21 protein-coding genes and 1 tRNA gene are annotated in these 24389 nt (G+C 66.0%); 9 read left to right on the forward strand and 13 right to left on the reverse strand.

The features are described 5' to 3' along the window. Window positions 1-45: 45 nt before the first annotated feature. From HMPREF0307_RS05885 to leuA, 6 genes are all read right to left on the reverse strand, one after another. The gene (locus HMPREF0307_RS05885; RefSeq protein WP_066489261.1) at window positions 46-786 is read right to left on the reverse strand and encodes a type 1 glutamine amidotransferase; all 741 of its coding nucleotides are present in this window, start codon (window positions 784-786) and stop codon (window positions 46-48) included. Then, window positions 779-2053: a Mur ligase family protein gene (locus HMPREF0307_RS05890; RefSeq protein WP_066489270.1), complete on the reverse strand. Its 1275-nt coding sequence runs from the start codon at window positions 2051-2053 to the stop codon at window positions 779-781. Before HMPREF0307_RS05890 ends, HMPREF0307_RS05885 begins: the two co-directional genes overlap by 8 nt. Then, window positions 2054-3241: a hypothetical protein gene (locus HMPREF0307_RS05895; protein ID WP_066489276.1), complete on the reverse strand. Its 1188-nt coding sequence runs from the start codon at window positions 3239-3241 to the stop codon at window positions 2054-2056. A 58-nt stretch (window positions 3242-3299) separates the two neighbouring features. After that, the gene (locus HMPREF0307_RS05900) at window positions 3300-5864 is read right to left on the reverse strand and encodes a hypothetical protein (RefSeq protein ID WP_156435908.1); all 2565 of its coding nucleotides are present in this window, start codon (window positions 5862-5864) and stop codon (window positions 3300-3302) included. A 135-nt stretch (window positions 5865-5999) separates the two neighbouring features. Further along, a complete protein-coding gene (locus tag HMPREF0307_RS05905) occupies window positions 6000-6857 on the reverse strand; it encodes a hypothetical protein (protein WP_066489286.1) in 858 nt (285 codons plus the stop codon). A 53-nt stretch (window positions 6858-6910) separates the two neighbouring features. Next, window positions 6911-8728 carry a 2-isopropylmalate synthase gene (gene leuA / locus HMPREF0307_RS05910; RefSeq protein WP_066489290.1) on the reverse strand — a complete coding sequence of 606 codons (1818 nt, stop codon included), beginning with the start codon at window positions 8726-8728 and terminating at the stop codon, window positions 6911-6913. Window positions 8729-8944: 216 nt separating this feature from the next. Between leuA and HMPREF0307_RS05915 the strand changes: the two genes are divergently transcribed. Next, complete coding sequence (locus tag HMPREF0307_RS05915; RefSeq protein WP_231725072.1) at window positions 8945-10024, forward strand: mannosyltransferase family protein; 1080 nt, start codon at window positions 8945-8947, stop codon at window positions 10022-10024. Here the strand turns inward: HMPREF0307_RS05915 and HMPREF0307_RS05920 are convergent. Continuing rightward, window positions 10017-10877, reverse strand: a complete 861-nt coding sequence (locus HMPREF0307_RS05920) for a DMT family transporter (protein WP_066489294.1) — start codon at window positions 10875-10877, stop codon at window positions 10017-10019. The two genes, HMPREF0307_RS05915 and HMPREF0307_RS05920, sit on opposite strands and share 8 nt — an antisense overlap. A 181-nt stretch (window positions 10878-11058) precedes the next feature. Here HMPREF0307_RS05920 and HMPREF0307_RS05925 point away from each other — a divergent pair, with 181 nt between their 5' ends. Together HMPREF0307_RS05925 and HMPREF0307_RS05930 are read left to right on the forward strand one after the other, a co-directional pair. Continuing rightward, window positions 11059-12324, forward strand: coding sequence for an aspartate kinase (locus HMPREF0307_RS05925; protein ID WP_066489297.1), 1266 nt, complete (start codon window positions 11059-11061; stop codon window positions 12322-12324). An 81-nt stretch (window positions 12325-12405) separates the two neighbouring features. Beyond that, window positions 12406-13437 (forward strand): aspartate-semialdehyde dehydrogenase, encoded by a 1032-nt coding sequence (locus HMPREF0307_RS05930; protein ID WP_066489301.1) that lies wholly within the window; start codon window positions 12406-12408, stop codon window positions 13435-13437. A gap of 66 nt (window positions 13438-13503) precedes the next feature. Here HMPREF0307_RS05930 and HMPREF0307_RS05935 read toward each other — a convergent pair whose 3' ends face one another. Further along, entirely contained in the window at window positions 13504-14922 is a 1419-nt protein-coding gene (locus HMPREF0307_RS05935; protein ID WP_231725073.1) for a YkvI family membrane protein, read from the reverse strand. Between the two features lie 246 nt (window positions 14923-15168). Next, window positions 15169-15720: an RNA polymerase sigma factor gene (locus HMPREF0307_RS05940; protein WP_066489307.1), complete on the reverse strand. Its 552-nt coding sequence runs from the start codon at window positions 15718-15720 to the stop codon at window positions 15169-15171. Between the two features lie 151 nt (window positions 15721-15871). Here HMPREF0307_RS05940 and HMPREF0307_RS05945 point away from each other — a divergent pair, with 151 nt between their 5' ends. From HMPREF0307_RS05945 to HMPREF0307_RS13315, 4 genes are all read left to right on the forward strand, one after another. Then, window positions 15872-17419 carry a catalase gene (locus tag HMPREF0307_RS05945; RefSeq protein WP_066489310.1) on the forward strand — a complete coding sequence of 516 codons (1548 nt, stop codon included), beginning with the start codon at window positions 15872-15874 and terminating at the stop codon, window positions 17417-17419. Between the two features lie 48 nt (window positions 17420-17467). Continuing rightward, window positions 17468-18871, forward strand: coding sequence for a hypothetical protein (locus HMPREF0307_RS05950; protein ID WP_066489316.1), 1404 nt, complete (start codon window positions 17468-17470; stop codon window positions 18869-18871). A gap of 206 nt (window positions 18872-19077) precedes the next feature. Continuing rightward, window positions 19078-19239 (forward strand): hypothetical protein, encoded by a 162-nt coding sequence (locus HMPREF0307_RS13310; RefSeq protein ID WP_168164063.1) that lies wholly within the window; start codon window positions 19078-19080, stop codon window positions 19237-19239. Window positions 19240-19269: 30 nt separating this feature from the next. Further along, the gene (locus tag HMPREF0307_RS13315; protein WP_066489324.1) at window positions 19270-19554 is read left to right on the forward strand and encodes a DUF1801 domain-containing protein; all 285 of its coding nucleotides are present in this window, start codon (window positions 19270-19272) and stop codon (window positions 19552-19554) included. Window positions 19555-19587: 33 nt separating this feature from the next. Here HMPREF0307_RS13315 and HMPREF0307_RS05960 read toward each other — a convergent pair. Beyond that, a tRNA-Pro gene (locus HMPREF0307_RS05960) sits at window positions 19588-19664 on the reverse strand. A gap of 66 nt (window positions 19665-19730) precedes the next feature. After that, window positions 19731-20627, reverse strand: a complete 897-nt coding sequence (locus tag HMPREF0307_RS05965) for a metallophosphoesterase (protein ID WP_231725103.1) — start codon at window positions 20625-20627, stop codon at window positions 19731-19733. A gap of 60 nt (window positions 20628-20687) precedes the next feature. Between HMPREF0307_RS05965 and HMPREF0307_RS05970 the strand changes: the two genes are divergently transcribed. After that, window positions 20688-21155, forward strand: a complete 468-nt coding sequence (locus tag HMPREF0307_RS05970) for a GatB/YqeY domain-containing protein (RefSeq protein WP_066489328.1) — start codon at window positions 20688-20690, stop codon at window positions 21153-21155. On the opposite strand, the gene HMPREF0307_RS05975 is transcribed toward HMPREF0307_RS05970, so the two are convergent. Then, the gene (locus tag HMPREF0307_RS05975; protein ID WP_156435909.1) at window positions 21152-21316 is read right to left on the reverse strand and encodes a hypothetical protein; all 165 of its coding nucleotides are present in this window, start codon (window positions 21314-21316) and stop codon (window positions 21152-21154) included. The genes HMPREF0307_RS05970 and HMPREF0307_RS05975 overlap by 4 nt on opposite strands. Before the next feature lie 90 nt (window positions 21317-21406). Next, entirely contained in the window at window positions 21407-23833 is a 2427-nt protein-coding gene (locus tag HMPREF0307_RS05980) for a transglycosylase domain-containing protein (protein ID WP_197418391.1), read from the reverse strand. 203 nt (window positions 23834-24036) lie between these two features. Here HMPREF0307_RS05980 and HMPREF0307_RS05985 point away from each other — a divergent pair, with 203 nt between their 5' ends. Continuing rightward, window positions 24037-24354 carry a WhiB family transcriptional regulator gene (locus tag HMPREF0307_RS05985; protein ID WP_066489344.1) on the forward strand — a complete coding sequence of 106 codons (318 nt, stop codon included), beginning with the start codon at window positions 24037-24039 and terminating at the stop codon, window positions 24352-24354. Window positions 24355-24389 lie beyond the last annotated feature (35 nt).

Below are 24389 nucleotides of genomic sequence, written 5' to 3' on the forward strand. Positions count from 1 at the left end.
ACCACGAAAACCCGCCCCGAGGGGCGGGCGATTCGGCATGCCGTTTTACGCCAGGCGCTCAGAACGCAGGCGATCGACGGCCGGAATGTCGAGTGGGCCGAGCTTCTCGACGGTCGTGTCCATCGCGCGCGCCAAAAGCAGGTCCGCGAGCTGCGGGTTGCGCGCGAGCGCGGGGCCGTGCATGTACGTCGCGATGACGGAGCCCTGGACTGCGCCCTCGGTGCCGACCTGGTCGGCAGAAGCACCGGCGGCGGTTGCCGCGGTGGAGTCCGTGTTACCGTTGCCGCGCGTCACGCGCGCCAGCGGGGTCGCGTCGGGGCCGAGGATGGTCGCGCCGAGGTGATTCTCAAAGCCGGTGAGCGTATCGGTGAGGCCGGGCACGGTGCCGGTGGGCCTCGAGACGACCTCGCCGATGGCGCGCTTGGCCAGGCCGGCGGTGGTGGCATCGATAAGCCCGAGGCCGTCGACCATGCGGCCGGACGCGCGGAAGGAAGTGCCCAGCACCTGCAGGCCCGCGCAGATCGCGAGGATGGGGCGCCCAGCGTTCGCGGCGCGGGTGAGGCCGCCGTCTTTGATGAAGTGCTCTGCCGCGAGAATCTGCGCGGTATCCTCGCCGCCACCGAGCGTGTACACGTCGAGCGTCGACGGGATGGGCTCGCCGAGCAGCACGCGGTGAATCTCTGCGTCGATACCGCGCATGCGGGCGCGCTGGCGCAGGACGAGCGCGTTGCCGTCGTCGCCGTAGGTGCCGAGGACGTCGGGAAGAATGAGTCCGATATTAAGCATTGTTGTCCTCCTGGTTCGCCGCGCGGAGCAAGGCCTTGCGGAGATCACGGAACGCCGTGTAGTTGGCGAGCACCTCCACGCGGCCGGGCGGGCAGGCGCGGATAGCGTCGAGCGGGTCGGGGATGAGTTCGTGCGAGATATCGGCGTAGACGAGGCGCACGGCCAGGTCGGTGCCGCGCTCGCCGGCGGCCTTGACGGCAATCCGGTCGAAGTCCTCGAATTTTACGTCCCATAGCCAGGACAGGTCGACGCCGTCGGCGACTTGGCCGTTGACGGCGATGACCACGCCGTCGGCGGTGCGGTCGACCATGGACAGCGCTTCCTGCCAGCCGGCGGGGTTCTTCGCGAGCAGCAGGCGAATCTCGTGGTCGTCGAGGCGCACGGTGGAGTAGCGGCCGGCGACGTCGTCGACGGTCTCGCACGCGCGGGTAGCGTCAGCCTGCGGGATGTCGAAGGCCTCGACGGCGGCGGCGATGGCCTGCGCCGCGTTACCGCGGTTCGCACGGCCCGGAAGCGCCAGCTCCAGCTTGCCGATGCCCCCGTTCGCCTCCAGGCCCGCGTCCGTCACCGTGTAGCTCGGCGTCGGGCGGCGGAAGTCGCGGCCGTCTTCCAGCTTCTTCACGGCGTACCAGTCGTCCGCGGTGCGCACGACGTGGCCGCCGGTGCGCGGGCAGGTGACGGAATCGCCGAGCCAGCCGGCGCCGGCGGAGACCCAGATGACGTTCTTCGCGTCGTAGGCGACGGAGGTCATGAGGACGTCGTCGCAGTTGGCGATGATGAGCATGTCTGGGTGGGCCTCGACGGCGCCGCGTAGCGCGCGCTCGATCTTATTGATTTCGCCGACGCGGTCGAGCTGGTCGCGTGAGAGGTTGAGCAGCACGAGCGCCTGCGGAGTGATGTTGTCTGCGACGTGGGGGACGTGGAGCTCGTCGACCTCGAGCACGATGTGCGAGGCGTCCGGGCTCGCCAGGAGCGCGGAGATGATGCCGGCGTCCATGTTGTCGCCGCCGTCGTTCGTCGCCACGGTGTAGCGGGTGCGCAAGGCCGCGGCGAGCATGCGGGTCGTCGTAGACTTGCCGTTCGTGCCAGTGACGAGGACGGACGGGCGTCCGCCGGCGAGTTCGCCCATGATGTGCGGGTCGATGGCTCCGGCGATGAGGCCGCCGATCATGCCGCCCGCGCCGCGACCGGTCGCACGCGAGGCGTACGTCGCGGCCTTGGCTGCGGTCTTCGCGACCGCGGTGCGCGCCTTTCCTAGGACACCCATTTAGCTCTCCTTCTTCTGGCTGTCGTTGCCGCCATGGTTCTTATTCCGGTTGTTGCTGCCGCGTCCGCGACGCCGGCGATTGCCACCGCGCGAGCCGCGGCGGCGCTTGCCGCCGGACTTGCCGCCCTGCGCATTGCGGGACCGCGATCGGTTATTCGCATTGGGGATGGGGTGTTGGGACGGCGCTGCGGGCTCGGGGGCATCGGCAGGCTCGGCGACGTCCTGGAGGAGTTCGAGGAACTCCTCGTCCGTGACGAGCTCGATGTCCTTGCGGTGCGCGTGCATGGCCTTGCCCACGAGGTCGTGGCGGCGGTTGCACACGACGAGCGAGGTCTCGCGCGAGAGTTTTTCCACGTAGTTGAGCTCCGCGGTGACGCCGGCGGCGATGAGCTCGTCCGGGTCGATGCGGGTCTCGGGCGCGACGACGAACTCCATGCCCTTGCGGACCTGTTCGCCGCGGCGCCAGAAGCCTGAGTTGTGATGCAGGCGCGGGGCCTGGGCGGCGTCGACGCGGACCTCGGAGCGCTGCAGGCCAAAGCGGTCGGCGCGCAGGTCGTCCGGGGCGTAGCTCGAGTGCTCGTCCTGGGAACGGTAGAGCTCGATGAGCATCTGGGTCGCGGCGCGGGAGGTCTCGGCCTCGGGCTGGGCTGCGCGCTCGGTGGTCGCGGCGGCGTCGTGACCGGCGACGGCGGCGAGACGGATGTCGGTGAAGTCCTGCTCGGCGCGGCGAGCGGTGGCGAGCGTGTCGATGATGCGCTCGGGCGTGGGAACGTGGCCTACGCGCTGGCGGCGGCGGCGATTGCGGCCGCGGGAACGGTTGGCGCGGGCGGCGGCGGTCATGGCGCGGCGGGCCTCGGCGACGAGGAACCCCCACGTGTACGGGGTGTCGTGGACGATGAGGGTGCGTCCGTCGATGAGCCGATCGAGCGGCTTGAGGATTTTGGAGAACTGCTGGCCCTCGGCGTCGGCTTCGAGGCCGTGCTGGTGGCGGGGGCCGCGGTCGGTGTCGGGGTTGAGGACCGCGTGGAAGTCGCGGCCGGTCTCGCCGGCGTCGTTGAAGGTCAGGGCGTCGAGGGTGAGCAGGCGCCCGGTCGACGGATGGATGCCGGTGGTTTGGATGGTCACCGCGACATACGGGTAGTCCGCGATATCAGTGAGCCGGTCGTGCTCGCGCGGGGAATCTGTCATTGTTCCGAGTTTAACGGACGCGGACTCGAATCCCGCGCGCTACTCGCCCAGAGGAGGGTTAGGAGACGGTCTCGGTCGGGGTTTCGACGGCGAGTTCCTGCGGGGTGTCTTCGACTGCGGGCGTCGGTTCGAGCGGCGTCGGTTCGAGCACTGTGGGGGACTTCGTGGCGGGGTCCTCGATGACCTCGAACGTGGTGGCCTCAGCGGTGGGTTCATCCGTGGTGGTTGCCGCGTCGGCGCCGCGGAAGAACGGAATGATGATGCAGTTGACGATGGTGGTGAACCAGAAGCCCGTGCCGCATTCCTTCGTGCCGGCGTTCCTGTCCGCGGTGTCGGCGGCCGTGGTGGTCGTCGTGGCGGGCGTGGTCTCCGTCGTGGGCTGTGCGCTCGTGGCGGGGGCCGTGGTGGACGGCTGCGCACTCGTGGTGGCGGTCGTCTTCGTCGAGGTAGTGGGGTCGTTGTCGCGGAACGAGTAGCTGACGGTCGTCGGGGTCGCCTTTGCCGTGGTGGGCGTGGTGGGTGCAATTGCGGTGACGGTGGTGGTCGGCGTGACGGCCGAGGTCGGGGCGGCGGTGGTCGTGGATTCGACAGGGGACGTCGCGGGGGCGTCCGTCAGCTCGGCTGTCGTCGTAGTCGTGGTTGCCGTCGCGGTGGCCGAGGTGGTCGTGGCAGTCGTGGTTGCCGTCGCGGTGGCCGGCGCAGCACTGGCGGTCGGCGTGACGGCCGAGGTCTGGGCGGCGGTGGTCGTGGCCTCGGCAGGCGACGTCGCGGTAGAGGATGTCGCGGCGGGGGCCGTCGTGGTCGTTGTGGCGTCCGTCGGCTCGGCCACGGTCGTCATCGTGGTTGTCGCGGGCGTGACGACGTCGAAAGCCCACTCGCCGTTGTCGTCGCTGATGATGACGTCGCCGGAGTCGATCGTGGTGTCTTCGATCTGCGCGGTGGAGGTGGGCGTGGGGGCAGCGAGAGCCTTGTCGGTGGGGGCCACAGCGATGGTGCTGGGCAGCGGGGACGCGGTCGTGGGGGCGGAGGCCGCAGTCGTTGTGGTGGTCGGGCTGGCTGCCGCGGTGGTGGACGGGGCGTCCTGGGCGAGGATGAGGTTGCCGTCGCGCGTGAGGCGGCGCAGTTCGTCCAGCGAGATGCCGGAGTTCGTGTCGGGGCGGGCGTCCTGGTTGGACACGCTCGGGTTGACGGCGGCTGGTGCGGTGCCGCGGGGGGCGGTGCCGGTCGTGGTGGTGCCCGTGGCGGTGGCGCCGGTGGCTGAGCGCTGGGCGGTCTCAGCGTCGCCCTGGCGTGAGGCGTCGTTCGCCGCGGCGGAGCGTGCTGCGCGCGTGGTGGCCTCGCGTGTGGAACCCTGGCCTGCGGTGCGATCGCCGTTCGTGCGGGCCGAGGAGTCGGAGTCCGTGAAGTTTGTGCTTGTGGAGTCGGCAGACGAGTCTGCGCGGGAGGACGCGGAGGCCTGTGCGTCGGTGTTTACGTCGCCGTTGGGGTCGCTCGCGGAGCCGGCGGTGGAGGGGCCGGACGCGACGGTGAGGGGGGCATCGGAAGGCTGGTTGCTGACGATGTTGTTCGTCGCGACGCCCAGGCCACCCACGGTGAGGATGGCGGTCGAGGCGGCGGCGATGGCCTGGAGGCTCACGCCCGAGGCGGCGGCCGTGGTCGCGGCGGTCGTCGTGGCAGTTGTCGCGGCTGCGGAGGTGGTGGCGGCGGATGCGCCAGCGGTGGAGGTCGCGGACGTCGAACCCGTGGCGGATGACCCCAGCGAGGTCACGGAAGCAAGCGTGGCGCCGGCGGAGGCACCGGTTGCGGCGGTGCCAGCGCCGCCGGTGAAGAAGCCCGTCATGGGGACGGCGGCCTCGGCGCGCGCGGCAGCGGCGGCGGAGAGAACCATGCCGGTCGTGGCGGCGGTGCCTGCGACGGCGGCGAAGTGCTTGCGGGCGGGCGCCTCTGCGTCGGCGTAGATGGTCAGGGTTGGGTGACCCTCGTTGTACTTGTAGTAGCCGCGCGCGACGGAGACGAGACCGGAGTAGTGGTAGGAAATGATGGTATCGGCAAGCTGGAGTGCGTCCTCGCGCGCGAGGGTGCCGATGAAAGCGCCGTCGACGTAGGCCGACACGGAACGATGGCCGAGGAAGCGGCGGGCGCGCAGCGTGACGAGGAAGTGCTGGGGCTCGCGCGGGTAGGACGCCAGCGACGTGGGAATGCCCTGGACGGGAATGCCGACGCCGCCATCGAGCATGGCCCAGCGCACGGCGGGCGGGTTGTTCGCCGGCACGCACAGACCGGGAGCGGGCAGGACGACGGAGGCGAGCGGCCAGCCGTTGTCGTCGAGAGTCAGGCGCGCGGAGACCTCGGGGGACAGTCCGGCGCCGAGGATCCAGTCGAGTTCGGTGTACTCGGCAGAGTCGTGGGCGTCGATGGTGCCGATCTGGACGCCGTCGTGGCGGACGGTAAGCCCCACGGTGTCATCCGCAGACGCGGAGGGGGTGCCCAAAATAACGGAGATGGTTCGCACGTCTGCGGAGCCGAGAAGATTAGCGAAAACCTCGGCGTCGATGCCGTTGATGGGCAGCGTGCGGGCAGCACCAAAGCCGTGGTCAGGGACCACATACGGAGTATGACTCATAACTAACTGCCTTTGGGTTGGTGCGTAGACGACGCGGGAGAGAGGAACCACATCTTATCTTTTGAGACTTTACGCCAATTTTTGGGTATTTTCTAATCTTTCTCAGGCTTGAAAAGTGGAAAGAACAGCTGGGTGTTATACGTAATACCACGCGACGCCGGCGAAAACCAAGAGCAGTATAAGTGCGGCAACGAGCCACCAGATCCACGTGCGTGACGTGTCCGCGGTGGGAGTACCGAGGTCCGCGTTGCGGGGGCCTTGCGCGGCGAGGAAGGTGGTGGTCTCAAACGAGCTCGCCGCGTCCTGGTGTGGGGAGGCAGGCGAGACGTGCGTGGGGTCGAACTCCGCGGGCGCGGCGTAGAGGGTGAGTGTGCGCTCGTCGCGGCGCGGGGCGTAGTAGGCGCGGGCGACGGCGATGACGCCGTGCTCGCGGTGCGCCACGATGGTGGGGTGTAGGCGCGCGGCCGCTGCAGCGGGCAAGCGCCCCGCGAGGTGATTGCCCAGGTAGACCTCGACGCCGCCATCAGGCAGTGCGCGCAGGCGGGTGAGCAGCTGCAGGCGCGAGCGCTTGTCGATGCCGATATCGTCCGGGAGGTCCATGAGCGTCACGGCGTCCGCAGGCGAGCCGGGTGGCAGGAGCGTCCACGCCTGGGCCGGCGGGTTGTTTGCGGGCAGAAGAAGACCTGGGCGGGGCAAGCGCAACGCGGCGGAAGAGGCGAGGCCGTCGACCGTGATGCGGGCGGTGACCTCCGGGGTAAAGCCCTGTTCCAGGAGCCAATCGAGTTCGGGGTATTCGGCGCGGTCGGCGGCGGGGAGGAGGCCTAAGGGGGCATCGGCAAGCTGGGCTCGGAGCGCGTGGGGCGTGGCGTGGAGGGTGACCGGCAGGTCTTGGGTGCCGGTGAGCCGCGCGAGGGTAGGGCCATGGAGCTCGTGGAGAGCGATGGACCGGATGGCCCCCAGCCCCGTCGCGGGAATTGTGTACGTGTCCGCCATGGCGCCCCTTTCCTTTTATGCCAGGATAACCGGGGCGCTAGGCGGGGCGGAAATTACGCGAGGGCGCGGTTGACGGCGGACGTCATGGCGCGCAGCGACGCGGTGGTAGTGGACCCGGCGATGCCGACGCCCCAGATTTTGGAGCCGTTGACATCGGCGGCGACGTAGCAGGCAGCCTCGGCGTCGTCGCCGGCGGTGCGGGCCTGCTGGGAGTACTCGATGACCTCGAAGTCGATGCCGAGGGACTCCAGCGCGTTCGCGTAGGCGGCGATGGGGCCGTTGCCGGTGCCGGTAATGGACTTCTTCTCACCGTTGTAGATGACGTCGACGTTGAGCGTGGTGTCCGCGTCCGGGGTCTCCGCGTTCTTGATGGAGGCGGAGACCTGCTCGAGCGGGGTGGTGCGATCCAGGTACTCGGTCGCGAAGATGTCCCACATGTTCTTGGAGTTGACCTCGCCGCCCTCGGAATCCGTGACTTCCTGGACGACGGCGGAGAACTCGCCCTGCATGGCGCGCGGCATGTTGATGCCGTGGTCCGTCTTCATGATGTAGGCGACGCCGCCCTTGCCGGACTGGGAGTTGACGCGAATGACGGCCTCGTAGTCGCGGCCCACGTCCTTCGGGTCGATGGGCAGGTACGGGACCTCCCACGTGGTCTCGCGCAGCTCGTCCCAGGAGACCTCGGTGTTGATGGCGCCGGGGCGGACCTCGTTGGCCAGGGCGTCGAGGCCCTTGTTGATGGCGTCCTGGTGGGAGCCGGAGAAGGCGGTGAAGACGAGGTCGCCGCCGTAGGGGTGGCGCTCGGGCACGCGCAGCTGGTTGCAGTACTCGACGGTTTCGCGGATGGTGGGCAGGTCGGAGAAGTCGATCTGCGGGTCGACGCCCTGGGTGAGCATGTTGAGGCCCAGGGTGACCAGATCGACGTTGCCGGTGCGCTCGCCGTTGCCGAACAGGCAGCCTTCGATGCGGTCCGCGCCGGCCAGGTAGGCCAGTTCGGCGGAGGCGACGCCGGTGCCGCGGTCGTTGTGCGGGTGCAGCGAGAGGATGATGGAGTCGCGCTTTTCCAGGTTGCGGTGCATCCACTCGATGGAGTCCGCGTAGATGTTGGGCGTGATCATCTCGACCGTGGACGGCAGGTTGATGATCATGGGGTGCTCGGGCGTGGCGTCCATGATGTCTACGACGGCGTCGCAGACCTCCTTGGCGAAAGACAGCTCGGTGCCGGTGTAGGACTCCGGGGAGTACTCCCAGCGCCAGTTGGTGTCCGGGTAGTCCGCGGCGATGGTCTTAATCAGCGTTGCGGCGTCCGTGGCCAGCTTCTTAATGGCCGCCTTGTCCTTGCGGAAGACGACGCGACGCTGCAGCTTGGACGTCGAATTGTAGAAGTGCACGATGACGTTCTTCGCGCCCGCGCAGGCCTCGAAGGTGCGGCGGATGAGGTGCTCGCGGGCCTGAACGAGGACCTGGATGGTGACGTCGTCCGGAATCTTGTTCTGCTCGATGATCTCGCGCACGAAGTTGAAGTCCGTCTGGGACGCGGACGGGAAGCCGACCTCGATCTCCTTGTAACCCATCTTGAGCAGCAGGTCGAACATGCGGTGCTTGCGCTGCGGGCTCATCGGGTCGATGAGTGCCTGGTTGCCGTCACGCAGGTCGACCGCGCACCACTGCGGGGCGTGGGTGATTTTCTTCGACGGCCAGGTGCGGTCTGGCAGGTCGACGACCTCTACTTCCTGCTCGAAGGGCAGGTAGCGGTGAAACGGCATGGAGGAGCCGCGCTGCTTATTCCAGGCGGGCTGGCCGTCGCGCGCCGGGCCGGCCGGGGTCGTGATTTCGCGGGGTGCAGAGATGTATGCGTCATTCGGGGACATGGCTTAAATCCTATCGGTTGAAAGGTGTGGGGGAGGCCGGCGCGGCGAAATATCCGCGACGGGCGCCGGCCCCACAAGGATTAAGGGCCTAAATCCCGCCGCGGCCGATAAGGAGAAGGCGCGCGATCGTCATGTGACGCAGACTACCCTACGTTTCACGTCGTGGCAAGAAATCTCACGTAGTGAGATGATCGAGAAGCGGGTAAAGTGCCTGGGGTGACGATCGAGGCGACAGGAACCCACGGGGGCATCGGCAAGCGCGGCTGGATGGATGCGGCGGCGCTGGCTGGTGTGCTGACGGTGCTGCGCGTGGCCGTGCTTGCGGTGCTCGCGGCGGCGAATGGCAAGCCGCTGGGGGAGCAGCTCGTGGCGTGGGACGCGCAGCACTACCTGCGGATTGCCTCCGAAGGCTACGCGCAAGAGGAATCCTTCGCCTTCTTCCCGGCGTTCCCGCTGCTGCTGCGGGTGTTGGGTGGCTCGGCGGCGGCGGGCATCGCGCTCAACGTCGTGTTGACGGTGGTGATGACCGCGGGCGTTATGGCGCTCGCGCAACGCAGGGGCGCCGGGCGCGCCGGGCAGCTGGCCGCCGCGGCGGTCGTGACGAGCGCGCCCCTGTCCATCGTGTTCACCATGCCGTATACGGAGGCACTCTTTGGGGCTTTAGCGTTCTGGGCGCTCGCGGCGCTCGTCGACCGGCGGTGGCTGACCGCCGGCGCGATGGTCTGCGCGCTGGGCCTCGTGCGACTCACGGCGGTACCACTCGTGGCGGCGTTCTTCGTCTACGTCGTGTGGGCCGCGCGCCGGGAGTGGCGCGCCTGGGTGGGCGTCGCGGTCTCCCCGTTGGGCCTGCTGGGGTTCCTCATCTGGGCCAACGCGCACCTGCCGCGCGGCTACTTCGCGCTGCAGCGGGAGAATTGGCATTCCGAGTTCGACATGGGGTTGGCCACGGCACGCTGGGTCTGGAACACGCTCACCGCGGGCGAAAACGTGGGCTATCTGCTTGCTACGTGCGTCATTATCGCAGCGCCCGTGTGCCTGGCGCTCGCGTGGCGGCGCCTGGATCCGCCCGTGTGGCTCTTCGCAGCGGCGCTCGAGGCCAATATTGTGCTTTCCGATGGCCTCATGCACTCGCGCCCGCGCCTGCTGCTGCCCGCCGCCCTCGTGCTCATGCCGTGGGCTGTGTGCGCGGTGCGTTCTCTGCGCCCAGCGGTGGCCTGGACTCTGGTGGGTGCGTGGGCACTTCTCGGGGCGTGGGTGAGCGCCTACATGCTGGTGGTTTTCGAGTGGGCTATTTAACTGGGCTCTGAGCTGGCCTAGGCCCGACTGGCACGCGCGCGAGCACGATGGTCGCGAGAATCATCACCGCGAGCGCGGTGGCCATGACGGCCCAGCCCGCGGCGGAGGACACGGAGAATTTCTCGCCGAGCACCCAGTAGCTCATGCCGAAGGCGAGGATGGGCTCCGCGATGGTCATCGCGGGCAGCGAGTGCGTGAGCGGCCCGGCGTGGAAGGAATACTGCTGAACCACCGTGCCGGTGCCCGCGAGCGCGATGAGTGCGTAGAGTTGCCACGAGGTGAGCAGGCTGCCGATGCCCCCGTGGGTGAGCTCGGTTGTCGCCCCCTTCGCCAGCAACGCGACGTAGCCATAGATGATGCCGCAGGCGGTGCCGAAGGCCAGCGCCCGGTATTTGTGCCACTGCACGCCCGCGATGGCTAAGCCGATGAGCAGGACCGCGCCGACGAGGAGGGCTGGCCACCAGTCCGACCACGTGGGATTATCCTCGCCAGCCTGGGGGCGACCGTAGAGGACGAGGATGCCCACGGCGAGGGTGAGTGCCACGCACCAGAAAATCTCGTGGCCCGGCATGCGGCGCTTGGAGTACCACGCGGACAGGGGCAGCGTGAACATGAGGGAGAGCACGAGCACGGGCTGCACGACGAGGAGGGTACCGAACGCGAGCGCGATGAGTTGGAGGGCATAGGCAAGCACGGCAGCGCCGGTGCCTACCCACCACAACGGATTGCCCATGGCGGTGCGCATGACCGCCCCGGAGGCCTCGAGTGCGATACGGTGGCGGATGACGGTGCCCCATGCGACGACGATCGCCGACGCCAAGGCGAAGAATACGGCGATAACGTTGTGTAACACCCGCCCCACGCTACCCGATCCGCAGACCGCGTCCGGTGTGACGCATTTATATGCACGTCATGTTTCTAATCGCGCGGGAAAACGTTAGTCTGGAGAAGTTGACTACTAGGCAACAGGTATTCGTGGCGCTCACGCGCCGCGGACGCGAGGAATTCGAGTTAGGAAGGCGGCAGGAGTTTCAGTGGCCCTGATCGTACAGAAATACGGTGGTTCGTCCCTCGAGAGCGCCGAGCGCATTCGCGCCGTCGCGGAGCGCATCGTGGCGACGAAAAAGCAGGGCCACGACGTCGTCGTGGTCTGCTCCGCCATGGGTGATACCACCGATGACCTGCTGGACCTCGCGGCGCAGGTCAACCCCGTCCCGCCGCAGCGCGAGATGGACATGCTGCTCACTGCCGGCGAGCGCATCTCCAACGCGCTCGTCGCCATGGCCGTCGAGTCTCTCGGCGCGCACGCGCAGTCGTTCACTGGCTCGCAGGCGGGCGTGCTCACCACCGAGCGTCACGGCAACGCGCGCATTGTGGACGTGACGCCGGGCCGTATTACGGAAGCCCTCGAAGCGGGCCAGATCTGCATCGTCGCCGGCTTCCAGGGCGTCAACAAGGACACGCGCGACGTCACGACGCTGGGCCGTGGCGGTTCCGATACCACCGCGGTCGCGCTGGCCGCCGCCCTAAACGCCGACGTCTGCGAGATCTACTCCGACGTCGATGGCGTGTACACGGCCGACCCGCGCATCGTGCCCAACGCCCGCAAGCTGGAGAAGCTCTCCTTCGAGGAGATGCTCGAGATGGCGGCCGTCGGTTCCAAGATTCTCGTCCTGCGCAGCGTCGAGTACGCCCGCGCATTCAACGTTCCCTTGCGAGTTCGCTCGTCTTATTCAAATGACCCCGGCACGCTCATTGCCGGTTCGATGGAGGATATTCCCGTGGAAGAAGCAGTACTGACTGGTGTCGCTACCGATAACTCTGAGGCTAAGGTGACGGTGCTGGGCATCCCGGACCGCCCGGGCGAGGCCGCCAAGGTCTTCCGCGCCGTCGCGGATGCCGAGATCAACATCGACATGGTGCTCCAGAACGTCTCCTCCCTGGAGAACGGCACCACGGACATCACCTTTACCTGCCCACGCGCTGACGGCCCGCGCGCGATGGAGCTGCTTACCAAGCTCAAGGCCGAGGGCGGCTGGACCAACATCCTGTACGACGACCAGGTGGGCAAGGTCTCCCTCGTCGGCGCCGGCATGAAGTCCCACCCGGGTGTCACCGCAGACTTCACCGAGGCCCTGCGCGACGTGGACGTCAACATGGAGCTCATCTCCACCTCGGAGATCCGCATTTCTGTGCTCACCCGCGAGTCCGACCTCGACAAGGCCGCCCAGGCCCTGCACGAGAAGTTCCAGCTCGGCAGCGACGAGGTTGCCACTGTCTACGCCGGTACCGGCCGCTAAAGGACGAATAATTCTCCGGTGCGCGACGTCGTACCGGATACACCCCGGGTCTACGACCCACCTCAAAGGAGACTTTTTACCATGACCACTGTTGCAGTTGTAGGCGCCACCGGCCAGGTCGGCCGCGTCATGCGTTCCATCCTCGAAGAGCGTAATTTCCCGGCAGACAAGGTCCGCTTCTTCGCCTCCTCGCGCTCGGCGGGCCAGGAGCTTGAGTTCCGCGGCGAGAAGATCGTTGTGGAAGACCTCGCCCAGGTGACCGAGAAGTCCGTCGCGGACGTCGACATCGCGCTCTTCTCCGCGGGCGGCGCCACCTCCAAGCAGTGGTCCCCGGTCTTCGCGGCCGCCGGCGCAACTGTCGTGGATAACTCCTCTGCGTTCCGTAAGGATCCGGACGTCCCGCTTATCGTCTCCGAGGTCAACCCGCAGGACGCGCAGAACCCGCCGAAGGGGATTATCGCGAACCCGAACTGCACGACCATGGCTGCCATGCCGGTGCTCAAGGTGCTTGATGATGCCGCCGGGCTGCAGCGCCTGCACATCTCCTCCTACCAGGCAGTCTCCGGTTCCGGACTGGCCGGCGTGGAGACGCTGGCCAAGCAGGTCGCCGAGGTCGGTGACCGCAACGTCGAGCTCGCCCACGACGGCTCCGTGCTCGCCCCGGAGGAGCTCGGCCCCTACGTCGCGCCCATCGCGTACAACGCGCTGCCGTTCGCGGGCAACCTCGTCGATGACGGCTCCGAGGAGACCGACGAGGAGCAGAAGCTGCGCAACGAGTCCCGCAAGATCTTGGGCCATCCGGAGCTGAAGGTCGCGGGCACCTGCGTGCGCATTCCGGTCTTTACCGGCCACACGCTCACCATCCACGCCGAGTTCGACAAGGCGATTACCCCGGACCAGGCTCGCGAGCTGCTTGCCGATGCCCCTGGCGTCAAGGTCGTCGACGTCCCCACCCCGCTCGCTGCCGCCGGCATCGACGAGTCTCTGGTCGGCCGCATTCGCCAGGACCAGTCCGTGGACAACAACAAGGGGCTCGTCCTCGTTGTCGCGGGCGACAACCTGCGCAAGGGCGCTGCACTCAACACGATTCAGATTGCGGAGCTGCTCGTCTAAGCGTGCATATCGAATGGCGAAGGCCGCGGTCCCTGTGGGGACCGCGGCCTTTGCTATAGGGGGTGATTAGTGAGTGGCAGGTTTGTTGCCGTGCGCAGCGCCGAAGTCGAGGTCATCGGACGTGACTGAATTGGAGCTGGCGGTGGAGGGGGCATCGGAAGGCTCGGTGTCGACGGCAACCGGTTTGGTGTGCTGGACGTAGGTGACAGTGGGTTCTGGATCTTCACGGTCGTAATCGAGGTCAGCATCGGCTTCGAGCTCCTCGTGAATCTCGTCTGCGACGACGGCTACGAACTCGGTGGTCTCCATGTTGGAGCCGGCCGCCAGCTTCGACAGCTCGCGCTCATTCTTCTTGGTGAAACGCTTGCGCGGGTCCAGACGACGCTGCACCAGAACGCGCGCGCGGAGGCGGCGCTTGGTTTCCTTGCGCATCGGGCCCAAGTTCTTCAGCCAGTAGGCCGAGAGCACGGCAATCATCAGGATGCCCAAGTAGCCGAGAATCGGGTAGACGAAAGCGACCAAGTCCTTAAAGCCTACAAACGACAGGCCGAAACCGATGATGCAGGAGACGGCATAGACCGGGTAGAAGCGCTTGGGGTTGTTGCGCGTTAGGCGCTTGCCTAACGCGTAGAACATACCGATGGCAGTGTTGAAGACCATGCCGTAGATGATGAACGTCATCACGTAGCCCAAGGCCGGATTGATGGTGTTAATGAGCTCGAGCACCGGCATGTCAGCGTGCATGACCTGCGGGGCAACAATGTAGAGGGCGACGACAAGCAAGGTCATCATGATGAAGAAGACGATGCCGCCGAATGCACCGCCCAAGCCAACGGCGCGGTTATCGAGGAAGTTGCCGCCGATGACGATGGACATGGACACCGCCGTCATAATGGTCAGGCCGGTGTAGTTGAGCGAAGAGATCCACCATGTAGGCAGCGGCGAGGATACGTTGGACGAGGCGAAGTCATTCATTGCGCCGAAATCGATGTCGTTCGTGGCAATGGCGTAGATGGTGGTACCCAGCACGAAGAGGATGATGAACGGGGTAATCGCGCCGATGACCGTCGTGACGCGGTCGACGTCGAGGAGGCCGACGAGAAGCACGAGGACGAGCATGACCACGGCGCCGACCCAGATGGGGACGGCAGGGAACTGCTGCGCAATATTCGAGCCGCCACCGGCGAACATGACAAAGCCGATGGAAAAGAGCGTCACAATGGTCGCCCAGTCGAGGATCTTGGAGATGATCGGGTTCGAGACTTCTTCGAAGACGGCGGTGTGCTCATTGGCCTGGAAATAGGAGCCCAGCTGGAGGGTCGCCACGCCGGTAATCAGCACGAGAAGTGCGGTGAGCGCGACGCCCGCAAGCCCCCAGTTACCGAAAGCAACGAAGTACTGGAGGGCCTCTTGGCCCGAGGCGAAGCCCGCACCAACGATGACACCGATAAACGCCATGGAGATCGCCACTGCGCGTTTGAACATGAGGGAGTTTCTCTCTATCTCATGCGTGCCGGGGCCAGCGTTCTAGTGGTTGCGGCCCCGGGTCGACTATCGATTTTGCACGCATGTCTTCCCTCCACGATACGTGCGTTTTTGTGAACTAGCTCCATTGACATGTGAGCGTTGTAACTAATTCACTCGCGAAATAAGACGCCAGAAATGCGGCTGGCTAGTACAAACGGACGCTAAGTAACTAGTTTGTAACGATTGGTGGGGAGCAGCCGCCCGCTATTTTCCTGCGCCGTCGATGAGATCCTTACGCGCACGCGCCACGCGCGAGCGGATAGTGCCCACGCGCACGCCGGAAATCTTGGCGGCTTCCTCGTAGGTATAGCCCAGGACCTGGGTGAGGATGAGGGCTTCGCGGCGGTCCTCCGGGAGGGCATCGATAAGCGCACGGGCGTCGATCCATTCGGACCACGCGGCGGAGGATTCGCCGGTGGACGCGCCAGCGGCGGCGTCCTCGTATTGGGTGGCGGACTTGCGGGGACGCGCCATGTCGTGCCGGATGTTGTCCACCCATACGCGTCGGGCGAGGGAGAGCAGCCAGGTGCGCGCGGAGGAGCGGGCGGCGAAGCGGGGGAGTGCGCTCATGACTCGCAAATACGTTTCTTGCGTAAGATCGTCAGCGATTTCCGGTCCGCCGAGGTGGGCGATGAGCCGCCACACGTCATCTTGGGTGGCGCGGATGAACTCCGTGAGAGCTGTGCGGTCGCCACGGCCGGCCTTGAGGGCCAGGTCGGTGACGCGTGCGTCATCAGCTTCGGAGTGGTGTTTCACCCGCTTTAATCTACCAGCTGCGGGCAACCTATTAATTACCTGTCATTGGTTGCACCCTCCTATTGACAGCGCTATTCTATGGGTATCCCATGATTAATAATTTCGTCCGAAAGATTTCGGGCGAGTAATCCCAAGGAAGAAGGCAGACACCATGTCCGACCTCGATAAGATCCTCACCCAGGGCGAGCGCCCGGCGGCACAACCCGGCGAGTCCACCACCCGCGCGTCCGGCCAGCCCGTGCCGAGCGAGAACACCTCCATTACCGCTGGCCCGCAGGGCCCGGTTGTGCTCAACGACTCCCACCTCATTGATAAGCTCGCGCACTTTAACCGCGAGCGCGTCCCGGAGCGTACCCCGCACGCCAAGGGTCACGGCGCCTTCGGCGAGCTGCACGTCACCGAGGATGTCTCCCAGTACACCAAGGCCAAGCTCTTCCAGAAGGGCACCGTGACCCCGATGGTGGGCCGTTTCTCCACCGTCGCCGGCGAGCAGGGCTCCCCGGATACCTGGCGCGACGTCCACGGTTTCGCGCTGCGTTTCTACACCGAGGATGGCAACTACGACATCGTGGGTAACAACACCCCGGTGTTCTTCCTCCGCGACGGCATGAAGTTCCCGGACTTCATCCACTCCCAGAAGCGCCTCGGTTCCTCCGGTCTGCGCGACGCGGACATGCAGTGGGACTTCTGGACCCGAAACCCGGAGACCGCCCACCAGGTCACCTACCTCATGACCGACCGTGGTACCCCGAAGACCACCCGTCACCAGGACGGCTTCGGCTCCCACACGTTCCAGTGGATTAACGAAGAGGGCCAGGCATTCTGGGTGAAGTACCACTTCAAGACCCGCCAGGGCTGGGAGAATTTCACGGACGATGAGGCTGCCATGATGGCTGGCCGCAACGCCGACTATCACCGCCAGGACCTCTACGACGCCATTGAGCGCGGCGACTACCCCATCTGGGACGTCAAGGTCCAGATCATGCCCATGGCTGAGGCGGAGGACTACCGCTGGAACCCGTTCGATCTGACCAAGGTCTGGTCCCAGAAGGATTACCCGCTCATTCCGGTGGGCTACTTCGTGCTCAACCGCAACCCGCGCAACTTCTTCGCGCAGATTGAGCAGCTCGCACTCGACCCGTCCAACCTGGTCCCGGGCGTGGGCCTGTCCCCGGACAAGATGCTCCAGGCGCGCGTCTTCGCATACTCGGACCAGCAGCGCTACCGTATCGGCACCAACTACCGTCAGCTGCCGGTGAATCAGCCGCTCAACAAGGTCAACACCTACGAACACGAGGGCTCCATGTCCTTCCTGTTCAACGCGCCGGAGGAGCCCGTGTACTCCCCGAACCGTTTTGATAAGGGCAACGGCTACCTCGATGACGAGGAGGTCAACATCCGCGAGGGTGCGCACGAGGCACAGGATGCCCCGGATATGTACATCAACCCGGATCCGCACGGCGCGGATCTCACCCGCGCGGGTTACGTGAAGCACCGCGACGATGATGACTTCATGCAGCCGGGCATCCTCTACCGCGAGGTCCTCGACGATGAAGGCCGTGAGCACCTCGTCACCAACATCACGAACGCGATGGTGGGCGTCCACCCGGAGACCGAGGAGCGCGTCTACGAGTACTTCACGAACGTCGACCCGGAGCTCGGCCGCCGCGTGCGCGAGGTCTTCGCGACCAAGAAGTAACGGCGCGCCTGACCGGCCGCGTCCCCGCTGGTCGATAGGTTAAAGGGCATGAAACTCCGTGCCCTCCTGTTATCCCTCCTGCTCGTCCTGCCCCTTGCCGTAGGGGCAGGACTGCAGGCATTTTTCGGCTGGCGTGCCGATGCCCCCGCGGCAGCGCCGCAGAGCGCCCCGGGGACGGCTGAGGCAGCGCGGGCGGCATCGGAAGCACGGGCGCAGGCCGGGTTCCTGGAGGCCGGGACAGGACAGCTTACGGATGGCACGGGCAAGCTTGTGGAGGGGGCCAAGCCGCTGGGGGAGGGCGTTGATTCTGCGAAGAAGGGCGCGGATGATTTGGCCGCGGGACTCACTCAGTTGCAGTCCGGCACGGGACAGCTGGGCGATGGCGCGACGAGGATCGCGGACGGCGTGGGTACGGCCGTGGACAACATTGTGGGCGTCAACGCGGTGCGCGGGCAGATTATCGCTGCGATTGACTCGACGCTCGCGGATCTCAAGGGCAATAATTCCGCAGATGCGCGCGCGATCAAGGGGCAGCTTACGGATTTGAAGGCGCAGGCGCAGAACTTTGAACTCGATGCGAACGTGGCAGCACAGCTCACTGAGCTGAAGAAGGGCTCGCGCGACCTCGCCAACCAGTTGGCCGTCTCTGGCTACGATTATCACGACGGCGTGTACACGGCGACGCAGGGCGCGAACGATCTCGCGGCCGGCCTAGGGGAGTTGCAGAAGGGCACGGGCGAGGCGCTCTCGGGCGTGGATGAACTCGACTCGGGCGCCCAGCGCCTGCAGACAATGGCAGAACAGAACTCCGCCAAGATCGACGCCGTGCAGAAAGCCATGCCTGCTCCGGCCGCGCACTCCGCGCCCGCCGTGGCACTCGACCCGCTGCTCGCAGTGCTACTCTCCGCGCTCACGCTGCTGGGCGGCGCGGGCATGGGCGTGTACTGGGCCGCGGCCGCGCGTGCCGGGGCGCGCGTGTGGCACGTCCTTCTACTGGGCACCCTGGGGCTTACGATCACGGCCACGGCGGGTCTGGCACTCTTTGCGCTCCCCGCGCTCGACGGCGCCTCCCTGGCTGCCGCGGCGCCTGCCGTGGGGCTTGCCGCTGGTGTCTTCGTCCTGGCCACCCTGGCTGGCGCCGTCGCCACGCGCGTGCTCATCGCCGCTACCGGGATTGGCTGGGGTCTTAGCCTCGCTGGCGTGGGCGGACTGGCGCAGCTGCTGCTCACCGGCTGGGTCTGGAAGGCCGGTATCACGGGCGCGGCGCTCGTAGCGGCCAATCTCTTTCCGTTGGCCTGGGCGACATCGGGTGTTGCGGTCGCCATCAACGGTGGCGATGCGGCCTTGCAATGGACCGCTGTGGGTGTGCTTGCGGTGATAGTGTGCTGCGGAATCGCTGTGAGCCGCGCCGTGCGACCTGTGCAAACGGCGGTGGTGACGAACGATGAGTAGTTCCTTCTGGACACAAGGAAGCGTGACCTAAAAACGAGTAGGTTTCCCTCCCTAGGAGTGCTACTATTATGGATGCTCACGTAAGCCCGCTTAGGGGGCGGGCGCGCAGTGCTGTGGCGCTGCAAGTGAGTGATAGGGAATAGGGACGACGCGGTAGCTGTAGGGGCGCCGCGTCGTTTCCCCGTTTTCGGCTGTACGGTGGGGCTATGGCTTCTACCCCCTCCACCGGCCGTGGTTCGTGGTCCGTCGGGCATACGGGCGTCAATGCACCCGATATTAAAACCACGCAGGGCACCGCCGCCGAGGTCGCGGTGTTCTTCGCGACGCTCACGCCGCGCCGCCGGGCGCACGGCGAGCTCCTCGCCTAGATCTTTGAAAGCGCTACCGGGGTCACCGGCGTGCTGTGGGGCCCGTCCATGGTGGGCTACGGGGAAGCGCATTACCGCTACGCCACCGGCCGCGAGGGCGATACGTTCCGCGTGGGGTTTGCCCCGCGCAAGGCTAAGCTCAGCCTCTACGGACTCCAGGACGCCCCGCGCTGGGAGGAGCTGTCCGCGCGCCTCGGGAAGTTCACCACTGGTGCGTCGTGCGTCTACGTCAATAAGCCGGAAGACATTGATCTGGAGGCACTTGCTGAGCTCATCGCGGACGCGTGGGTCGCGGGCGTGGCGGGTGAAAAATAAAAATCCGGCTAGTCGAAACTAGCCGGATTGAGATGGTCGGGATAACAGGATTTGAACCTGCGACCTCTTCGTCCCGAACGAAGCGCGCTACCAAACTGCGCCATATCCCGGTCGCCCGCTCTAAGCGGTACTGGGATACCTTATCTCACACCCTGAACAAACAACAAAACGGCAGGTTAATCCACTTCGGTGATGCGAATGAGTGTGGCGGACGGGCGGCAGAAGACGCGGAAGGGCACGAACTTGGACTGGCCCAGGCCGTTGGAGACGTGCATTTTCATTGGCCCGAAATCGTGGAGGCCTTGGACGCGGGCGCGGTCGATGCCGCAATTGGTCACGATGGCGTGCGAGCCCGGCAAGCACAGCTGACCGCCGTGGGTGTGACCGGACAGGGAGAGCTGGTAGCCATCGGCGGCGAAACGCTCGAGGACGCGGGGCTCCGGGGCGTGGAGGAGCGCAAGGGCGAGGTCCGCGTCCTCATTGGGGGTGCCGGCGATTTCTGCGTAGTCGTCGAGGTCATGGTGTGGATCGTCCACGCCGGCGGCGGCGAGGCGTACGTCGCCCACCTTGAATTCGTGGCGTGCCTGGTTGGCGTCGCGCCAGCCGTGCTCGATAAACGCCGCGCGCATGCCCTGCCAGGGCAGATCGACGTAGGAGGGCGTGTTCTTTTTGCCGATGAGGTAATTACACGGGTTAGGCAAGCGCGGCGCCCAGTAATCGTTCGTGCCGAAGCAGAACAGGCCAGGGCGGGCGAGTAGCGGCCCAAGCGCGCGCAGTACGTCAGGCACGGCGCGTTCGTCCGAGAGGTTATCGCCGGTATTGATGACGAGGTCTGGGTCGAGGGCGTCGAGAGCCGAGACCCACGCGATCTTGCGCTCTTGACCCGGAATCATGTGCAGGTCGCTGATGTGCAGCAGCTTGAACTCGCGGGCACCCCGCAGGGTGCCCTTGGGTAGCAACGGCACCGTGATGTCCTTGAGTTCGAAGCGGGAGGTTTCACGGTAGGCGAGCGCCAGCGTGCCCAGTCCGGCAGCGATGGTGGCTGCTGCGGCGGCGGCGAGGGTGCCTGCAATTGCTGAATTCTTCACGGCCTTAACCCTACCTGGCGTCCCCAGACGCGTAGATTGGATGGCATGAGTCAGTTGAAAGAAACCATCCGCGCCGACCTGAAGACCGCCATGAAGGCCCGTGAAAAGGAGCGCACGAGCGCCATCCGCTCGTTGCTCGCCGCCATCCAGGCCGAGGAAACGAATGGTGCCCGCCACGATCTTACCGACGAGGACGTACTCAAGGTCATCGCCCGCGAGATTAAGAAGCGCCGCGAGTCCGCAGAGGTCTACGCCGAGAACGGCCGCCCAGAACTCGCTGAGGCCGAGCTTGTCGATGTCCCCTTCTTCGAGGCTTACCAGCCCGCACAGCTCTCGGACGACGAGGTCACGGCCCTCGTTGACGAGGCCGTCGCCGAGGTCGAGGCCGAGAAGGGCGAGCCTGCCTCCATGAAGCTCATGGGTGGCGTCATGAAGGCTGCCAACGCCAAGGCCGCCGGCCGCGTGGACGGCAAGCGGCTTTCCGATGCCGTCAAGGCACGCCTGCAGGGCTAGTTCTGCAGCGCCAGCTCGCCGCTGGAATGGCTTAAAGCCCGCGGGAGAATTAGAGATTCTCCCGCGGGCTTTGTGTACTTAGCTGCCTCGCCGGAGCTCACCTCCATGGGGCTCACGCTCAGGGAGACGAGCTGGAGCACGGTGATGAGGGCACCGCTCACGAGCCGAAGAGGAAGCGCGCCGAGGATCGCCAACGCCCACCCCGCGGTGGGCGGGACGGGCGTGAAACGAACGGAGCGTGAGAGCCAGCGTTAGAGGCCGAAGGCATTGCGGACGCTGTCCGCGAGGTCGTTGAACTGCTGCTCGAGGTTGGGGACAGCTGGCGCCGCAGGCGCGGCCGGCGCGGCGGGCACGTTGGCCGCGTTCGCAGCCGCCCCGCCGGTTCCCTCGGCGCGCCACGAGCCGCTCGTGGGCGCGGCGGCGCCGGTGCCGTCAGAGACCTGCAGCGTGACTTCGGCGCCCTTCTTCAGGCCGCCGGCGGGCTTGAGCGCGCGCACGACCTGGCCGTAGCCCACGCCCATACCAGGCACTCGATTGACCTTGACGCTGTAGCCCTTGGACTCCAGCGTGCGGCGAGCCTCGGCCTCGGACTTATTCTTCAGTCCATCGAGCGTCGCGTCGCCGGACGTGCCCTTGTCGTAGGCATTGTTGTAACCGGGGAGGGCACCCACGCCAAGCTGGCTTGCGAGCTCGAAGTAGGTCGCGGCCGGTTCCTTGCCGCCAAAGAGATCGCCCCAGCCACACTGGCGGACGGGGCCGGTGCAGAGCGGGGTGGTCGTTGTGCCGTCGTTATAGATGTAGGGTGCCGCGGACCACTTCGAGGTAAAGCCCAAGAAGGCGGAGGACTGGTTGGACTCAGTCGTACCGGTCTTCGCCGCGGTGGTGCCGCTGAAGCCGTAGGCGCGCGCCGAGTCGGCCGCAGTGCCCTTGACGGCGTCTTGGCTGAGCGCATTCGACAGGGCATCGGCCACGTCCTTGTCGATGGCGCGCTCGCACGGGGTGGGGTCGAGGTAGACCTCGTTGCCGTCGCGGTCAGTGATTTTCTCGATGGGGTTTGGCTCGCACCACATGCCGCCGGACGCGATGGTTGCGCCCACGTTGGACAGCTCGAGCGGATTCACGGCCGTGGGGCCCAGCGTGTAGGAGCCCATGGAGGAATCTTTCGCGGTCTGGGCGATGGAGGAGTCCTCGCTAAACGAGCCGTCCTTGATGTAACTGCGCAGGCCCAGCTTGACCGAGGTGTCGACGATGGAGGACACGCCGAGCTGCTCTAGCATCTGCACGAACGTCGTATTCGGCGAGTAAGCGAGTGCGTCCTGCAACGTCATAGACGCCTGGTAGGAACCAGCGTTTTCGACGCAGTACTTGTCAGCCGGGCAATTCTGCGCGCCGCCGTGACCCAGGCCCGAGGCTTCGTAACGCGCCGGGACGGAGAGCTGATCCTTGATGCCGTACCCGGCCTCGAGACCGGCCGCCGCCGTGAAGATCTTGAAGACGGAGCCCGCGCCGTTGCCCACGAGGGAATACGGCTGCGGCAGGATCGTCTCGTAGTTGTCCTGGTCCAGGCCGTAGGTGCGCGAGGACACCATGGCAAGCACGTCGCGGTCATCGGCGGCGGGCTCGACGACGTTCATGACCTCGGCGACGCCAGGAGCGGTGGGCGAGGTCTGATCGCTTACTGCCTTCTTCGCGGCATCCTGTGCCTTCGGGTCGAGCGTCGTGGTGATGGTGTAGCCGCCACGCGCGAGCGAATCTACATCCAGGCCCTTGGCATCCAAGTACTCGAGTACATAGTCACAGAAGAAGCCCCGGTCGCCGGCGCCGATGCAGCCGTTGGTGAGCAGCGACGGCTCGGAATTCACGCCGAGCGGCTGTGCGGCGGCATCGTCAGCCTCGGCCTGCGAGATGTAGCCATTGGCGGCCATGGACTGCAGGACCGTATTGCGGCGCTCCGTGACGGCCTCCTCGTTGGTGTACGGGTTGAGGTACTCCGAGGACTGGACCATGCCGGCGAGCATGGCCGACTGTGGCAGCGTGAGGTCGCTGGCGTTTTCGCCGAAGTAGGTGCGTGCAGCGGCCTCGATGCCGTAGGCGTGGTTGCCGAAGGAGACGAGGTTCAAGTAGTTGGCGAGAATCTGCTCCTTGCTCAGTGTCTTGTCGATTTGCGTAGCCATGCGCATCTCGCGCAGCTTGCGGGCGACGGACTGCTCGGTGGCGGCCTGCTGATCCTCTTCGTCCTCGGCGGTGACGAGCAGCAGGTAATTCTTCACGTACTGCTGATCGAGCGTCGACGCGCCCTGGGACACGCCGCCGGCGAGGACGTTGGTGGCTACCGCACGGAAGTTGCCTTGGATGTCCACGCCTTCGTGGTCGTAGAAGCGGCGGTCCTCGATGGAGACGATGGCGTCCTTCATCGTCTGCGAGATCTTGTCAGGAGCGACGGGGTAGCGACGCTGCGTAAACAGGTACGCCATGTCCTCGCCGGTCGCGTCCTTGATAGTGGTCACGCCGGGCATGTTGGCGGCCTCGAGGTCGTTGATGTCAGACTCCATCGCCTCTTGCGTGCGCGCGATGGCGACGCCGCCCACACCGGCGACGGGCGCCATGGCGAGTGCGCAAAGAAGTCCTACGAGGGCGGTCGCGCAGACCATCTTCAACAGGGCCTTAATATAAGTCACCTTCCATACACTACGTTGCTTTCCTGTGAAGCGAAACGCGTAAGACCCCCCTAAAGTGTGACCTGTTAGACAACGTAAATGCCCTGTGAATACACTTACCTGTGTTAGGTTCCCTGAATTTGTGCGGGTGGTGCCCCGCACGGTCTGCGTCTGGGTGCGCCCGCTCCCAGCGTAGACCCAACGTTGGAAGGAGCGCATCCCCTATGGCTGTCAGCGTGACAACTTCCCAGAATGTATCCGACTACGTCGAGCGCGGAGAGTGGGTTACCCAAGCTAAGTGTCGTAACGGAGATCCGGACGCCCTCTTCGTGCGCGGCGCGGAACAGCGCAAGGCCGCCGTTATCTGCCGCCACTGCCCGGTGCTCACCGAATGCCGCGCCGATGCGCTCGATAACCGCGTCGAGTTCGGCGTGTGGGGTGGCCTCACCGAGCGCCAGCGCCGCGCGCTCCTGCGTAAGAACCCGCACATCACCTCGTGGGCACAGTACCTAGCCGAGGGCGGCGAGCTCGTCGGCATTTAGCCTGCACCGAGCGTGCGGGAAAAGGTAGGATTGGC

The sequence above is a fragment of the Corynebacterium sp. DNF00584 genome (genome assembly GCF_001552965.1).
In the GTDB taxonomy this organism is placed as follows: Bacteria; Actinomycetota; Actinomycetes; order Mycobacteriales; family Mycobacteriaceae; genus Corynebacterium; species Corynebacterium phoceense.